At 40.8% G+C, this 15,864-nt stretch carries 12 protein-coding genes and 2 pseudogenes; all 14 read left to right on the top strand.

The features are described from left to right. The first annotated feature begins 2 nt into the window (after window positions 1-2). The 14 genes and pseudogenes from frr to truB all read left to right on the top strand — a co-directional run bounded on the left by frr (window position 3) and on the right by truB (window position 15,853). A complete protein-coding gene (gene frr, locus H5R64_RS00410) occupies window positions 3-563 on the top strand; it encodes a ribosome recycling factor (RefSeq protein WP_182581518.1) in 561 nt (186 codons plus the stop codon). A gap of 149 nt (window positions 564-712) precedes the next feature. Then, window positions 713-1,480: an isoprenyl transferase gene (locus tag H5R64_RS00405; protein WP_182581519.1), complete on the top strand. Its 768-nt coding sequence runs from the start codon at window positions 713-715 to the stop codon at window positions 1,478-1,480. Window positions 1,481-1,497: 17 nt separating this feature from the next. Further along, entirely contained in the window at window positions 1,498-2,283 is a 786-nt protein-coding gene (locus tag H5R64_RS00400) for a phosphatidate cytidylyltransferase (protein WP_182581520.1), read from the top strand. A gap of 22 nt (window positions 2,284-2,305) precedes the next feature. Further along, complete coding sequence (gene rseP / locus H5R64_RS00395; protein WP_182581521.1) at window positions 2,306-3,583, top strand: RIP metalloprotease RseP; 1,278 nt, start codon at window positions 2,306-2,308, stop codon at window positions 3,581-3,583. Window positions 3,584-3,601: 18 nt separating this feature from the next. Beyond that, window positions 3,602-5,344: a proline--tRNA ligase gene (locus H5R64_RS00390; RefSeq protein ID WP_182581522.1), complete on the top strand. Its 1,743-nt coding sequence runs from the start codon at window positions 3,602-3,604 to the stop codon at window positions 5,342-5,344. Window positions 5,345-5,425: 81 nt separating this feature from the next. Continuing rightward, window positions 5,426-9,754 carry a PolC-type DNA polymerase III gene (locus H5R64_RS00385; RefSeq protein WP_182582497.1) on the top strand — a complete coding sequence of 1,443 codons (4,329 nt, stop codon included), beginning with the start codon at window positions 5,426-5,428 and terminating at the stop codon, window positions 9,752-9,754. Between the two features lie 98 nt (window positions 9,755-9,852). Beyond that, window positions 9,853-10,350, top strand: coding sequence for a ribosome maturation factor RimP (gene rimP / locus H5R64_RS00380; protein WP_182581524.1), 498 nt, complete (start codon window positions 9,853-9,855; stop codon window positions 10,348-10,350). Between the two features lie 15 nt (window positions 10,351-10,365). Beyond that, window positions 10,366-11,580 carry a transcription termination factor NusA gene (gene nusA / locus H5R64_RS00375; RefSeq protein WP_182581525.1) on the top strand — a complete coding sequence of 405 codons (1,215 nt, stop codon included), beginning with the start codon at window positions 10,366-10,368 and terminating at the stop codon, window positions 11,578-11,580. A gap of 18 nt (window positions 11,581-11,598) precedes the next feature. Next, window positions 11,599-11,901 carry an RNase P modulator RnpM gene (gene rnpM / locus H5R64_RS00370; protein WP_182581526.1) on the top strand — a complete coding sequence of 101 codons (303 nt, stop codon included), beginning with the start codon at window positions 11,599-11,601 and terminating at the stop codon, window positions 11,899-11,901. Continuing rightward, a complete protein-coding gene (locus H5R64_RS00365; RefSeq protein WP_220476642.1) occupies window positions 11,891-12,202 on the top strand; it encodes a L7Ae/L30e/S12e/Gadd45 family ribosomal protein in 312 nt (103 codons plus the stop codon). Before rnpM ends, H5R64_RS00365 begins: the two co-directional genes overlap by 11 nt. 13 nt (window positions 12,203-12,215) lie before the next feature. Beyond that, window positions 12,216-12,372: pseudogene (locus tag H5R64_RS08680) on the top strand (translation initiation factor IF-2 N-terminal domain-containing protein); the annotation flags it as partial. Window positions 12,373-12,476: 104 nt separating this feature from the next. Then, window positions 12,477-14,513, top strand: a pseudogene (gene infB / locus H5R64_RS00360) (translation initiation factor IF-2); the annotation flags it as partial. Window positions 14,514-14,529: 16 nt separating this feature from the next. Then, window positions 14,530-14,895, top strand: coding sequence for a 30S ribosome-binding factor RbfA (gene rbfA / locus H5R64_RS00355; protein ID WP_182581528.1), 366 nt, complete (start codon window positions 14,530-14,532; stop codon window positions 14,893-14,895). A gap of 58 nt (window positions 14,896-14,953) precedes the next feature. Then, window positions 14,954-15,853 (top strand): tRNA pseudouridine(55) synthase TruB, encoded by a 900-nt coding sequence (truB, locus tag H5R64_RS00350; RefSeq protein ID WP_182581529.1) that lies wholly within the window; start codon window positions 14,954-14,956, stop codon window positions 15,851-15,853. Window positions 15,854-15,864 lie beyond the last annotated feature (11 nt).

Here is a 15,864-nt window from a genome sequence, read left to right as displayed (position 1 = left end):
TTATGGCTACAGGAAAACAAATATTAAACGAAGCAAAGGATAAAATGGCCAAGTCAGGCGATGCTTTACGTCGGACGTTAGCTGATATTCGTGCAGGGCGAGCAAACGCAAGCTTACTTAATGGTGTTAAGGTCGACTACTATGGTGCACCGACTCCATTGAATCAAGTGGCGTCAATTACTATCCCTGAAGCACGACAATTACTTGTTACCCCATATGATGAAAGTTCATTAGATAATATTGAAAAGGCAATTTATGCTGCTAATCTTGGCTTGACACCACAAAATGATGGTTCAGCTATCCGAATTTTGGTTCCACAACTTACTGAAGAACGGCGAAAAGAACTCGTTAAGGACGTTAAGGCTGAACTCGAAAAGGCTAAGGTTGCCGTTCGAAACGTCCGTCGTGAGGCAATGGATGATTTGAAGAAGGGAAACAAAGATGGTGACTTCAATGATGATGAATTCCATGATCTTGAAAAGAAGGTTCAAACAGAAACCGATAATGGAATTAAGAATCTTGAAGGCATTGCTGCTGATAAGGAAAAGGAATTAATGGGTTAAATTAATCTTCACTTTAAGAGAGCGAGAAACGAATTAGATAATAGTTCGTTCTTGCTCTTTTTTTAGTTAGGGTTGGCTTTTCGTCTTAATACATTTATAATTGACAAGTAGTTTTACTTTAAATCCAAAATTTGTCTGGAGGAACTATTTTGTTTGGCAAAAAAGAAGTATCCTCAACTAGTAATGCAAATTTAGATCCAACGCGAATTCCGAACCATATTGCAATTATTATGGATGGAAACGGTCGGTGGGCGCAAAAGCGTCACTTGCCACGGATCGCTGGTCACAAGCAGGGAATGCAAACTGTTAAGACTGTAACGATTGCTGCTAGTGAATTAGGGGTAAAAGTTCTGTCACTCTATGCTTTTTCAACTGAGAATTGGAAACGACCATCGAGTGAAGTTAATTATTTAATGCAATTACCAATCAAGTTCTTTTCAACCTTTGTTCCGGACCTGGTTAAACATAACGTCCGGGTAATGGTAATGGGGGATATTACCAAGTTACCTGCTGGAACCCAAAAGGCGGTTAACGATGCGATTAAAGATACCGCCGATTGTGACGGGATGATTTTGAATTTTGCTTTGAATTATGGTAGTCGTGATGAAATTATTCGAGCCACTAAGCACATTGCCGAAAGGGTAGCTGCTGGTGAGATTAGTAGTAAGCAGATTGACGAACAACTACTTTCTCAGAATATGATGTCAGCAAAACTGGGCGATTTAGCTAATCCTGATCTCCTTATCCGGACTAGTGGTGAAGAACGAATTAGTAATTTTATGCTTTGGCAAATTGCTTACAGTGAATTGGAATTTACTGATGTTTATTGGCCCGACTTTGATCGCACTTCCTTGGAAGATGCCATTATTGAATTTCAAGGGCGTCATCGTCGTTATGGCGGCTTAAAAAATAATTAAGTTTGGGGAGAAAAATATTGAAAACACGGATAATTACTGCTGTTGTTGGTTTAGCCATCTTTATTCCGCTAATTGTATATGGTTATTGGCCATTAACAATTGCCGCAATTGTACTCGGGATTGTTGCGATGAGTGAAATCCTGGCAATGAAGAAAATGTTTCTAATTTCATTTGAGGCGATTGTCTCTTACTTAGGAGTGGCCCTTTTAGTCCTTCCTGATGGTTGGTTAGATTTCTTGCCGAGTGTCGCTACCCGATGGCTTACATTTTACTTTTTAGTAATCTTGTTGCTATTACATACCGTAATTCGTAAACAGCGTTTTACTTTTGATGATGCCGGGGTATTAACGTTAGCGATGCTTTATATTGGCCTTGGTTTCCGTTATTTTGTGGAAGCACGAGCTGTAAATTTTCAAACATTATTGTATGGGATGTTAATCGTCTGGATTACCGATAGTGGTGCTTACCTTATTGGGCGAAAGATCGGAAAAAATAAATTGGCACCAAAAATTAGTCCTAATAAGACTTGGGAAGGTTCAATTGGTGGAACAGTTGCGGCAACAATCATTCTTGCTATTTACCTCTACTTTATTCCAGTTGGCGGTTCATTCATCCCGATGGTTTGTTTGACAATAGTCTTATCAATTATGGGACAATTTGGTGATTTGATTGAATCATCACTCAAGCGTTTTTATGGTGTGAAGGATTCTGGAAAGATTTTACCAGGACATGGTGGTATTCTTGACCGGTTTGATAGCATGCTAATTGTTATGCCAATGATGCATCTCTTAGGCATTATTTAATTCTGAAAGAAGAAGGGATTTTGTGATAATAACAATCATCACCTTTATAATCGTTTTCGGGATATTAGTTTTAGTTCATGAATTTGGACACTATTATTTTGCAAAACGTGCGGGAATCCTCGTTCGTGAATTTTCAATTGGGATGGGGCCCAAGATCTGGTGGAAACAATCAGGGGGAACAACTTATACGATCCGGATTTTACCATTAGGTGGTTACGTCCGTCTGGCCGGTGCAGATGACGAGGACGAAGATGAATTACGTCCTGGAACACCGGTAACAATTCAATTAAATGATCAAGATCTTGTTACTAACATTAACGCAAGTCAAAAAAATACTCTTTTTCAAGGTATTCCATTACAAGTTGTTGATTCTGATTTAGTCAATGGCTTATGGATTAAGGGGTATGTTAACGGTGATGAGAACGATCTTAAGACGTATAACGTTGCTCATGATGCGTTAATTACGGAGCATAATGGGACAGTTGTCCAAATTGCGCCCAAGGATGTTCAATTCAATTCTGCTAGTTTGCCTGCTCGGATGATGACTAACTTCGCGGGACCAATGAATAACTTTATCTTATCTCTTGTTGTTTTCATTATTCTTGGTTTTCTTCTTAGTGGTGGTGTTCCGGTAAATAGCAATAAGATCGGTCACGTTAATTCAAACTCAGTTGCTGCTCGTGCTGGAATTGTAAGTGGTGACCGAATTACCCGTGTTAACCACACTAAAATTGAGAACTGGACAGATCTTTCGAACGCAATCTCAAGTCATCCTGGAAAAAAGATTACGGTAAACTATGAGCACAATGGTAAACGGTACACTACTTCAATGGTTCCTAAAACTGTTAAACAGTCAAATCAGAAAATTGGTCAAATTGGGATTCTTGAAAAAACGGATAAGAGTTTTTCAGCGCGAATTAATTTCGGCTGGCAGCGGTTTGTTGAAGCTGGAACATTAATTTTTAGTGTTCTTGGGCACATGTTTACCCATGGCTTTTCATTAAATGATCTTGGAGGCCCCGTTGCTATTTATGCTGGAACATCGCAGGCAACCTCGCTTGGCTTTACGGGAGTATTGAACTTTTTAGCATTACTTTCGATTAACCTGGGGATCGTTAATTTATTGCCAATTCCAGCCCTTGATGGTGGAAAATTATTACTAAACATCATCGAAGCAATTATTCGTCGTCCTATTCCAGAAAAAGCTGAGGGAATTGTAACGATGATCGGCTTTTTCTTGCTACTAGTATTAATGATTTTGGTTACGTGGAATGACATTCAACGTTATTTCATTCGATAAGGGAAAAGGAGTATTTGTATGCTACAATCAAAGATTTTAATTCCAACGAAAAAGGAAGCACCAAGTGATGCAGAAGCACTTAGCCACAAGATGATGGTTCGGGCTGGATATATCTATCAAGTATCTGCTGGAGTCTGGGCGTACTTACCAATGGCTTACCGGGTTATTCGGAAAGTGGAAAATATTATTCGCCAAGAAATGGACAAAGCAGGTGCCGTTGAAATGATGATGCCAGCATTGCTTCCCGCTGATTTATGGAAGGAATCCGGCCGGTACGAAAGCTATGGTGATAACCTCTTTAAACTAAAGGATCGTCGTGATCGAGACTTCATTATGGGGCCAACCCATGAAGAAACTTTTACTGAAGTTATCCGGGATAGTATTAAGTCTTACAAGAAGCTGCCTCTTGTTGTTTACCAATTGCAAGACAAGTTCCGTGATGAGGATCGTCCGCGTTACGGAATCCTTCGGGGTAAAGAATTTGAAATGCTTGATGGTTATTCATTCTCTGCTGATCAAGCGGGATTAGATCAAGCGTATGAACTTCAAGCAAAAGCATACCGGAATATCTTTGACCGGATTGGTTTGGACTATAAGGTGATCTTGGCTGATTCAGGTACAATGGGTGGCAAGAACTCTCAAGAATTCTCTGCTCCAGCCGAAGTAGGGGAAGATATTATTGCTTATACTGATGGTGACTACGCTGCTAACTTGGAAAAGGCTACTAGCAAGTTCACTGGCGTTCAACAAACTGCGGAACCAAAGGAACTTGAAAAAAAGCCGACTCCTGGTGCTCACAGCGTAGACGAGGCGGCAGAAAGCCTTGGAATTGAGCCAGACCAAATCATTAAGACAATGTTCTACATTGCTAAGATGAGTGAGGAAGAAGCAGAACCAGTTCTTGTTTTAATGCGTGGTAATGATGAAGTTAACGAAGCAAAGTTGAAGGATGAATTGGGGTGTGAAGAATTAACTCTGGCTAGTGAAGAAGATACTGTGAAGTATCTTGGTGCCCACCCAGGTTCACTTGGACCAGTTAATGTTGATGAAAACATTAAGATTTATGCCGATAATTACGTTAAGGTTATGGTTAACATGGCTTGCGGTGCAAATGAAGATGGCTATCACTATATCAATGCTAATATTGACCGAGACTTCCGCGTTGATAAATTTGGTGATTTCCGTAACGTTAAGGAAGGCGAAATTGCCCCGGATGGTCACCCAATTAAGTTCACCCCCGGAATTGAGATTGGTCACATCTTTAAATTAGGGACTCATTACTCCAATAAGCTGGGCGCTCAAGTTCTTGATAACAATGGTCGTTTAGTTGACGTTATCATGGGGAGTTACGGAATTGGTGTTAGTCGGTTACTCTCTGCTGTTGCGGAACAAACTGCCGACGAAAGTGGTTTGGTTTGGCCTGATAGCATTGCGCCATTTGATGTTCACGTTATTCCTGTAAATGCCAAGAAGGCCGATCAAATGGAAATGGCTAATGAAATTACTACTAACCTTGAGAAAGCTGGTTACGAGGTTTTGTTAGATGATCGTAAAGAACGTGCCGGTGTTAAGTTTGCTGATTCTGACTTGATTGGGTTACCAATTCGGGTTACTGTTGGTAAAAAGGCTGCTGACGGGATCGTTGAGATTAAGATTCGGAAGACGGGCGAAACAGTCGAAGTTAAGACCGAAGAAGTTGCTAATACTGTTGGTATTTTGCTTAAGCAACTTAGTGGACAAGATGCTAATGAAGCTAAATAATTAGTCTAATCATTAATTTGTGGTAGCGGTGGTAAAGTTTAACTTATCAACGCACCACTTTTTTATTGTAGGAGGATACAAGTGAACTTATCGCGACAAGAATTATTTCAAAAGTTACTTGAACAAATTCATTTTCCAGAAAAAGATAATCCAGCCTTTCGTGATGCAAAGATTCAATCGGTTGTTGTGCATAAGGATTCCCGCCTATGGGAATTTCATTTAATGCTCCGTCAACCATTATCGTTTAACCTCTTTAATGATTTTAAAAATGCCTTACAAATTGGTTTTCGGGACATTGCCAATACCCAGGTAAAAATCAGTAGCCCAATGACTGACCTTGATCCTAAGTTAATTAGCGACTACTGGGAATATGTAGTTCGTCATACTGCCCCTGATTCACCAATGACTCAGCAAGTTTGTACCCAAACTGCTCCGGAAGTAAAAGATGGACGGGTTACCCTTGTCATTGAAAATGAAATGATGAAGGAATTTCTTACCAAGAACGTTCTGGGAAAGATCGAAGAATACTATGTTGAACTTGGTTTCCCTAAGTTTCGGATTCATCCGTTTGTTGATGAGTCAGCTTCTGAAGCACGAATCAAGGAACTAAAGGCTAAGCATGAAGCTGCGGATGCCAAACTTGCAGCTAAGGCCATGGAGCAAATTAAAAAGAATAACGTTGCCAAAAAGAAAAAGCAGCAAAAGGCGGTTGCTCCTGCTGACGGACCAGTCCAACTAGGGCGAGTTATAAATGATTCTCAAGAAATTAAACAGATGAAGGACATCGTTGAAGAAGAACGCTCGGTCGTTGTTGAAGGATATGTCTTTAATACCGAGGTTCGTGAATTACGTTCTGGAAGACAACTGCTTACGTTTGAAATTACCGATTACACTTCATCGTTTGCCGTAAAGAAGTTTTCTCGGAATGAGGCGGATGAGGCTCAATTTGCCAATATTAAAGCTGGTATGTGGCTTAAGGTTCGGGGGCCCGTTCAGGAAGATACCTGGATGCATGATTTAGTTATTAATGCATTTGACGTGAACGAAGTTAAACATGAAGAACGCCAAGATAAGGCTCCAGCTGACGATAAGCGGATCGAACTTCATACTCACTCTGAAATGAGTCAGATGGATGCCACTAATTCAATTACCGAACTGGCTGGGCGTGCTCATTCATGGGGACATCCGGCAATTGCGATTACGGACCACGCTGATGTCCAGGCCTTTCCGGAAGCATTTAAGGCTGCCAAGAAATCCGGAATTAAGATGCTTTATGGTGTCGAAGCCAACGTTGTTGATGATGGAATTCCGTTAGTTTACAACGAAAATGACACTCCCCTTGACGGTCAAACATACGTTATTTTTGATGTAGAAACAACAGGTCTTTCCGCAATCTATGATAAAGTGATTGAACTTTCTGCTTCGAAGATGAAAGATGGGGAAGTCTTAGAGCGATTCGATGAATTTATCGATCCTGGGTTCCCACTTTCTGAAGAAACCACCAATTTAACATCTATTACTGACGAGATGGTGAGGGGATCAAAAAGTGAGGAAGAGGTCTTTAAGCTTTTTAAGGACTTCTGTGAAGGTTGTCTCATTGCTGGACATAACGTTTCCTTTGATATGGGGTTCATGAATACCGGATATCGACGGCACAATATGGAAGAAATTACAGCGCCAGTTATTGATACTCTTCCTCTTGCTCGCTTCCTTTATCCACACATGCGGGGTTATCGGTTAAATACTCTGAGTAAAAAATTTAAAGTTGCGCTTGAACATCACCACCGAGCAAATTACGATGCTGAAGCAACGGGGAAATTACTTCATATTTTCTTGAAGGATGCAGAAAAGCGTTATGGGATCAAAAAAGTTAGTGATCTGAATAAGCATATGGCAGATAATGATGCTTATCGTCATGCTCGACCATTCCATGTTACTATCTTGGCCCAGAATCAAGCCGGATTGAAGAACCTCTATAAATTAGTTTCAATGTCGAATGTTAAATACTTTGCCCGGGTACCACGGATTCCCCGGAGTGTTCTAACTAAGTATCGGGAAGGATTGCTTTTGGGTACTGCATGCTCATCTGGTGAAGTATTTACTGCAATGATGGAGAAGGGTTTTGCTGAGGCCGAACAAAAGGCAAAATACTATGACTTTATTGAAGTTCAACCGAAGCCCAATTACCTTCCATTGATGGAGCAAAAGGTAATTGCGGATGATGCCCACCTAGAAGATATTTTGAAGAACATGGTTAAACTTGGTGATAATCTAGACAAACCAGTAGTTGCAACCGGGGATGTCCATTATTTGGATTCCCATGATGCAATTTACCGGAAGATTTTAATCAATTCCCAGGGTGGTGCAAACCCATTAAATAGAACGAGCCGACCAGATGTTCATTTCAGGACAACTGACGAGATGCTAAATGAATTTAGCTTCCTTGGTGATGATCTAGCTCACCAAATTGTTGTTACGAATACCCATAAAGTTGCAGATATGATTGATGGTAATATCAGTCCAGTTAAGGATAAACTTTATACCCCACACATGAAGGGGGCAGAACAAGAAATCCAGGACCGGACTTGGGATACAGCTAAAAGATGGTACGGTGATCCATTACCAAGAATTGTTAAGGACCGGGTTGAACTTGAACTAAATAGTATTGTTAAAAACGGGTTCTCAGTTATCTACTTAATTGCCCAGCGGTTGGTAGCAAAGTCGAATAAAGATGGGTATTTGGTAGGTTCTCGTGGTTCTGTTGGTTCAAGTGTGGTTGCGACTCTTTCCGGAATTACGGAAGTTAACCCATTGCCACCACATTATCGGTGTCCCGAGTGTCACTATTCCCACTTCTACACTAAGGGAGAATATAGTTCTGGCTTTGATCTTCCTGAAAAGAATTGCCCGCGTTGTGGGACATTACTGGTTAAAGATGGTCATGATATTCCGTTCCAAACTTTCTTAGGGTTTAAGGGAAATAAGGTTCCGGATATTGATTTGAACTTCTCTGGAGATTACCAACCGATTGCCCACAACTATATGAAAGTTTTGTTTGGGGAAAAGAACGTATTTCGTGCGGGAACGATTGGTACGGTTGCTGATAAGACTGCCTACGGATACGTTAAAGCTTATGAACGAGACACCGATAAGCAATTCCGCGGGGCAGAAGAAGACCGTCTTTCCCACGGTGCTACTGGGGTAAAACGAACAACCGGTCAGCACCCAGCGGGAATTATTATTGTTCCCGATGATATGGAGATTTATGACTTTACACCGGTTCAATATCCGGCAGATGATCAAAATGCTGCCTGGGAAACAACCCACTTTGATTTCCACTCAATTCACGATAATATTTTGAAGATGGATATTCTGGGACATGATGACCCAACGATGATTCGTGCGCTACAAGATTTATCTGGGGTTGATCCGCAGACCATTCCAATGAACGATCCTGGGGTGATGAGTCTTTTCTCTAGTCCCAAAGCATTAGGAGTAACGGAAGAACAAATTCAAAGTAAGACAGGGACACTTGGATTGCCAGAGTTCGGGACCCGTTTTGTGCGGGGAATGCTTGAAGACACTCATCCGAAAAACTATTCTCAGTTATTACAGATTTCTGGACTTTCCCACGGAACAGGGGTGTGGTTGGATAACGCACAAGAATTGATCAAGCAGGGAGTTGCAACAATTGCCAATGTGATCGGATGTCGTGATAACATTATGACCGACCTAATTCACTATGGCCTTGATTCTGAAACATCCTTCCAGGTAATGGAATCAGTGCGACATGGACGTGGTATTCCAGATGAGTGGCAAAAGAAGATGCGAGATGTAAATGTTCCACAATGGTATATGGATTCTTGTCTGAAGATTAAGTACATGTTCCCGCGGGCCCACGCGGCAGCATATGTCTTAATGGCGTTACGAATTGCCTACTTTAAGGTCTACTTCCCGCTCGTTTATTACTGTGCATTTTTCTCTGTTCGGGCTGATGACTTCGATGTCGTTGCTATGTCTCATGGTAAGGATGCGGTTAAAACACGGATGAAGGAAATCAATGACCAAGGAAATGATGCTAGTGCAAAGGATAAGAGTTTATTGACCATTCTTGAATTGGCGAATGAGATGTTAGAGCGGGGCTTTAAATTTAAGATGGTGGATCTCGAACGGTCAGATGCAAGTAACTGGCTAATTGATGGTGATTCATTAATTGCACCATTCCGGGCAATACCTGGTTTAGGGTTAAACGTTGCTAAGCAAATTGTTGCTGCACGGGAAGAAAAGAAATTCTTGTCTAAGCAGGACCTTGCTGAACGCGGAAAGGTTTCACAAACAATTATTGATTTCTTAACGGAGAATCATGTTCTGGATGGTTTGCCTGATGAAAACCAACTAAGCCTCTTCTAATCATCACGGCTTGCTAGTTGTAATTGTTCATGCTACAATATACATGGTAAATAACTCGTTGGAGTGAGCAGAAATGCTCGCTCTTTTTATTGCAAACAATGGAGGTGACGCAGTTGAGCAGTGTCGTTGAAACAGTAACTGAATTAGCAGAACCAATCTTAGCAAACCATAGTTGCTATCTTTATGATCTTGAATTCGTTAAGGAAGGTAAAAACTGGTACCTACGTGTTTATGTTGATAAGGATGGGGGAGTAACTTTAGAAGACTGTGCAGATATTAGTGATGAATTGAGTGAAGCACTCGACAATACTGAACCGGATCCGATCCCTCAGGCATATTTCCTTGAGGTTTCTTCACCAGGTGCCGAACGGCCATTAAAGAAGGAAGCCGACTATGAACGTGCAGTGAACGATTATATTCACGTTTCCCTTTATCGACAAGTTGAAGGGAAGAAAGTATATGAAGGGACATTGGTTGACCTTAAGCCGGATGAATTAACGCTGGAATACATGGATAAGACCCGTCAGCGTCAAGTAAAGATTGACCGTAAAGTGATTGCACAAGCACGGTTAGCAATCGACTTTAGTAAGATTTAAAGGGAGTGTTAAAAGGTGAGCAAAACAAAAGTAAACACTGAAATGATCGCTGCTCTTGATTACCTTGAAAAGGAAAAAGGGATCAAGAAAGATGTTGTGGTTGAGGCTTTGGAACAAGCTCTCGAATTAGCTTATAAGCAAAACTACGGTGAAAAAAACGTTGAAGTAGACTTCGACAGAGTTACTGGTAACATTAAAGTTTATGCAGTTAAGACTATTACTGATAATGAAGATTTAGTTGAAGAAGACGACAACGAATACATGAGTCTCGCTGATGCACGGAAGTTACCTCACGGTCAAGGATACGATGTTGGTGATGAAATCCGTGAAGAAGTTACCCCACGAGATTTTGGGCGAATTGCCGCACAAACTGCCAAACAAGTAGTTATGCAACGATTACGTGAAGAAGAACGTAAGATCATTTATAACAAGTACAAGACTTACGAAAACGAAATCATCACTGGTGAAGTTTCACGTGAGGATAAGCGTTTTACATGGGTCGATCTTGGTGATGGTGTTGAGGGTGCAATGGGTTATCGTGATAAGATGCCAAACGAACACTACCACATCCATGACCGGATCCAGGTTTATGTTTCAAAAGTAAATGACGATCGTCGTGGCCCACAAATCTTCGTTAGTCGGACAGCACCAGAATTATTAAAGCGGTTATTTGAACGTGAAGTTCCTGAAATCAAGGATGGCACTGTTTTAATTGAAAATATCGCGCGGGAAGCTGGTGACCGGGCTAAGGTAGCGGTGTACTCTAATGATCCAAACGTCGATCCTGTTGGGACTTGTGTAGGTCCGCGAGGTTCACGAGTTCAAGCAATTGTTAATGAACTTGATGGTGAAAACATGGACATTGTTGAATACGTGAAGGATCCAGCACAGTTTATTGCTAATGCCCTTAATCCGGCAGAAGTTCTTGATGTGATCTTTAATGAACCAGAAACACCAACAAGTGCGGAACAAATTGTAGAAGAAACAAGTGATAATTCAGTAGCAACTGAAAACAGTGAAGAGAATGCAGAAGGACCAGCAATGACTACTTCTGTAGAACGCTCTTGTACCGTTGTTGTTCCTGATAGTCAACTTTCTCTTGCAATTGGTAAGCGGGGTCAAAATGCCCGCTTAGCTGCACGTTTGACAAAGTACAAGATTGACATTAAGCCAGCTTCTGAAATGGAAGATAGCACTGATGTAGATGAAACTAACGCTTCAGAAGAATAAAGCAGCGGGGTGAAATAAATGAAAAAGAGAAAAGTACCGATGCGAAAAGATATTGTTACTGGTGAAATGATGCCTAAGCGACAATTGATCCGGGTAGTAAAAAACAAGGAAGGTGAGGTTTCGATCGATCCTACCGGTAAGAAGGCCGGTCGAGGTGCATACATTGCGGTTGATGTTGAGATCGCAAAGCGTGCAAAGGATGAAAAAACCTTTGAAAAAGCTTTCCATGTTAAAATGGATGATTCATTCTATGATGAATTGATCAAATATACAGATCATTTACAAGCACGACAAGCATTATTTGGTAATAATGAAAAATAACCAACAATTTATTTTAAATTTACTCGGGTTAGCACGCCGCGCTAAACAAATCCAAAGTGGCGAAGGTAGTGTATTAAAATCAATTCAAACAGGAAAAGCCCAGTTTGTTTTCTTAGCAAAAGATGCTGGTTCAGCAACGATAAAAAAGTTTACTGATAAGTGTACCTTTTATCAGGTTCCGTTGTGTGAATTATTTACAAAGCAACAGCTAAGTCAAGCAATCGGACAGTCAAGAACTGTTATTTGTGTTACGCAATCTGGATTTGCAAGAAAGTTTGAGGAATTACTAACAATGAATTAAGGAGCGTGAGTACATGGCCAAAGAACGAATTTATGAATTAGCCAAAGAACTCAAGATGCCAAGCAAGAACTTAGTAAAGGTAGCTAAGGATCAAGGAATGGATATTAAGAGTCATATGTCATCCGTAACCCCAGATCAAGCTCAAAAGCTGCGTCAAATTGTTAAGGGAAACAATAGCAGCAATGGTCAACCTAAGCAACCTAAGTACCAGTCTCAAAAGCACGAGAAGAATTCTCAAGCTAAGGCTAGTCATAAAGATAACCAACGTCCAACAAACAAGTCTAATAACCATAACAATAAGAAGAATGAGCACTCTGATCATAATAAGAAACATCATGAAAATAATAACCATTCTTCAAAGCAAAATAACCAAAACAATAACCGGCACCAAAATGATAATAACGGTCGCTTTGGCGGTAGCTTAAATGAATCTGGTCGTAAGGGTAAACGTTTTAATAAGAAGAACAAGAAGCGGAATAAGAAGCACAATAATAATGGTCGTCTTCGTGAGGTTAAACACCAACAACCAACTCAACGAAAGGATAAGCCGTTACCAGATGTTCTTGAGTACACTGAAGGGATGAATGCCCAAGATCTTGGTAAGCTTCTTCACCGTTCACCAGCGGAAATTATTAAGAAACTGTTTATGCTTGGTGTAATGATTAACCAAAACCAATCCTTAGATAAGGATACAATCGAACTATTAGCAACAGATTATGGAATTGAAGCTAAGGAAAAGGTTGAAGAAGATATTTCTGATATCGATAAGATGTTCGAAGAAGAACAAAACAACACGGCTCACCTAGTTAATCGGCCACCAGTTGTTACAGTTATGGGACACGTTGACCATGGTAAGACCACGTTACTAGATAAACTTCGTCATTCCCATGTTACTGAACATGAAGCCGGTGGGATTACTCAGGAAATTGGTGCATACCAAGTTCACTACAAGGATGACTTGATCACATTCTTGGATACTCCAGGGCACGCGGCCTTCACCGAAATGCGTGCGCGTGGTGCTAACATTACTGATATTACTGTACTGGTTGTTGCCGCTGATGATGGGGTTATGCCACAAACTGTTGAAGCAATTCACCACGCTCAAGCTGCTGAGACCCCAATTATTGTCGCTGTTAACAAGATTGATAAGCCAGGTGCTAATCCAGAACGAGTAATTGAAGAATTAGCTAAGTATAACTTAATTCCCGAGGACTGGGGTGGTGACACCATCTTTGTTAACATTTCAGCTAAGTTTGGTAAGAATATTGATGAATTACTAGATATGATTCAACTTCAAGCTGAAATGATGGAATTAAAGGCTAATCCGGAACAAAATGCTGCAGGTTCTGTAGTTGAAGCTCGTCTTGACCAAGGTAAAGGTTCAGTTGCTACTGTTCTTGTTCAACAAGGGACCTTACATGTCGGTGATCCAATTGTTGTTGGGAACACCTATGGACGGGTTCGGACCATGATAAATGAAAATGGTCGGCGGATCAAAGAAGTCACCCCATCAACACCAGTTGAAATTACTGGTCTAAATTCTGTTCCAGAAGCAGGGGACCGCTTTGTAGTCTTTGATGATGAAAAGACGGCCCGGGCTGCTGGTGAAAAACGTGCCGAACAAGCACAAGAAGAAGAACGGAAACGGACTTCTCACGTTACTTTGGACAACTTATTTGATACGATGAAGAAGGGACAAATGAAGACTCTTCCATTGATCATTAAGGCTGATGTTCAAGGATCAGTAGAAGCATTGAGTCAAAGTCTCCAAAAGATTAAGGTCGATGGTGTTCGGGTTGATATTATTCACCAAGCTGTTGGTGCAATTAATGAATCCGATGTTACATTGGCTGAAGCTTCCAATGCGGTTATTATTGGTTTCAATGTTCGTCCAACGTCTCTTGCTAAGTCGTTAGCAGATTCTAATAAGATTGATATCCGTCTTCATCAAGTTATCTACAATGCAATTGAAGAAGTTGAAGATGCTATGAAGGGAATGCTTGAACCTGTTTATAAAGAAGAAACAATTGGTCAGGTTGAAGTACGGCAAATCTACAAGGCATCTAAGGTTGGAACAATTGCTGGTGGAATGGTCACATCCGGTAAGATTACCCGTGATGCAAAAGTGCGGTTAGTTCGTGATGGAATCGTTGTTTACAGTGGTGAACTTGGTAGTTTGAAGCGGTTTAAGGATGACGTCAAGGAAGTTAAGTCTGGTTTTGAATGTGGTTTGACAATTCAAAATTATAATGACATCAAGGAAAACGATGTTATTGAAGCTTACCAAATGAAGGAAGTACCAGTTAAATAAAACCGAGGTGAATAAAATGCCTAATAAACAATATCGTGTTGATCGGTTATCTCAAGAAATTCAACGAGACGTTGACGAAATTCTTTTGAAACGGGTTCGTGATCCTCGTGTACAAGGGGTAACCATTACTGGGGTAGATGTTACCGGTGATCTTCAACAGGCAACTATTTACTACAGCATCTTGTCTGATAAGGCTTCTGATATGGAAAAGGTTCAAGCCGGGTTAGACAAGGCAACGGGCTTGATTCGGAGTGAATTAGGTGCACGGTTAAACATCTTTAAGACACCCGAAATTAAATTTGAACGAGACAAGTCAATTGCTTATGGAAGTCGAATTGATCAATTGATCAACAAGCTTCACCAGCAAGAACAAGATAAGTAATTAAATGAACGGGCTGGGAGGAACCACTCTTGGCCCGTTTTTTATGGAGTGAGAGTAGATGGACGGAATTATTCCTTTATACAAAGAACGAGGAATGACAAGTTTTGATTGCGTAAGTCGATTAAGACGGATTTTAAAAACTAAAAAAATTGGTCATTCTGGAACATTGGATCCCTCAGTTGATGGTGTTTTGCCGATCTGTGTGGGAAATGCGACTAAAGTAGTAGAATACCTGATGCAGTCTGGAAAAGAATACCAGGGTGAATTGGTAATTGGTAAAGCAACGACAACTGAAGATTTTGATGGTGAAGTGGTAGAAACTAAACCAGTCACGACATCGATTAGTGATGAAAAAGTTACGGCAGCCATGGAGAAAATGACGGGAGAGATTATCCAAATTCCTCCCATGTATTCAGCTGTAAAGGTTAATGGGAAACGTCTTTATGAATATGCTCGTGCGGGCGAAACGGTTGAGCGTCCTCACAGAAAAGCTGTGATTAGTAAATTTGTAATGTGTCGGAATGAGTATGATGATAAGGCTCAAGAGCAACATGTTTACTTTAAGGTGAAATGTAGTAAGGGAACTTACATCAGGACGTTGGTTGCTGATTTGGCCCGTGGACTTGGCTATCCCGGTACAATGAAATGGTTAACTCGATTAGAAAGTGGTGGCTTTACGCTTGATCAAACTATGAGTTTAAGTGATGTCCAAGACGCAGTTGCTCACCAGACGATTGATCGGCACCTTTATCCACTCGACTATGCCTTGAAAGAGTATCCATCAGTGGAATTAACCGAAAATCAATGGCAGGTTGTTCAACATGGTGGGTGGTTGAAAAAGAATGAATTGTCAACGACTGCTAATGAAGTTGCTTTGAAATATAATGGTTCAACTAAGGCGTTGTATCATTTAACTTCTCAAGGGTATAAACCAACCAAAATGTTCTCAGTAAAATAAAGGAGGAAGGA

It is taken from the genome of Limosilactobacillus fastidiosus, from assembly GCF_014145505.1.
GTDB lineage: Bacteria > Bacillota > Bacilli > Lactobacillales > Lactobacillaceae > Limosilactobacillus > Limosilactobacillus fastidiosus.
Note: the sequence above shows the minus strand (reverse complement) of the source record. Positions and strands in the feature narration are given on the sequence as shown.

What these genes read in the sequence shown, in the direction of transcription:
- frr (WP_182581518.1), top strand. Translation starts at nt 3, where the DNA reads ATGGCTACAGGAAAACAAATATTAAACGAAGCAAAGGATAAAATGGCC.
- H5R64_RS00390 (WP_182581522.1), top strand. Translation starts at nt 3,602, where the DNA reads ATGCTACAATCAAAGATTTTAATTCCAACGAAAAAGGAAGCACCAAGT.
- rimP (WP_182581524.1), top strand. Translation starts at nt 9,853, where the DNA reads ATGGAGGTGACGCAGTTGAGCAGTGTCGTTGAAACAGTAACTGAATTA.
- rnpM (WP_182581526.1), top strand. Translation starts at nt 11,599, where the DNA reads ATGAAAAAGAGAAAAGTACCGATGCGAAAAGATATTGTTACTGGTGAA.
- H5R64_RS00365 (WP_220476642.1), top strand. Translation starts at nt 11,891, where the DNA reads ATGAAAAATAACCAACAATTTATTTTAAATTTACTCGGGTTAGCACGC.
- rbfA (WP_182581528.1), top strand. Translation starts at nt 14,530, where the DNA reads ATGCCTAATAAACAATATCGTGTTGATCGGTTATCTCAAGAAATTCAA.
- truB (WP_182581529.1), top strand. Translation starts at nt 14,954, where the DNA reads ATGGACGGAATTATTCCTTTATACAAAGAACGAGGAATGACAAGTTTT.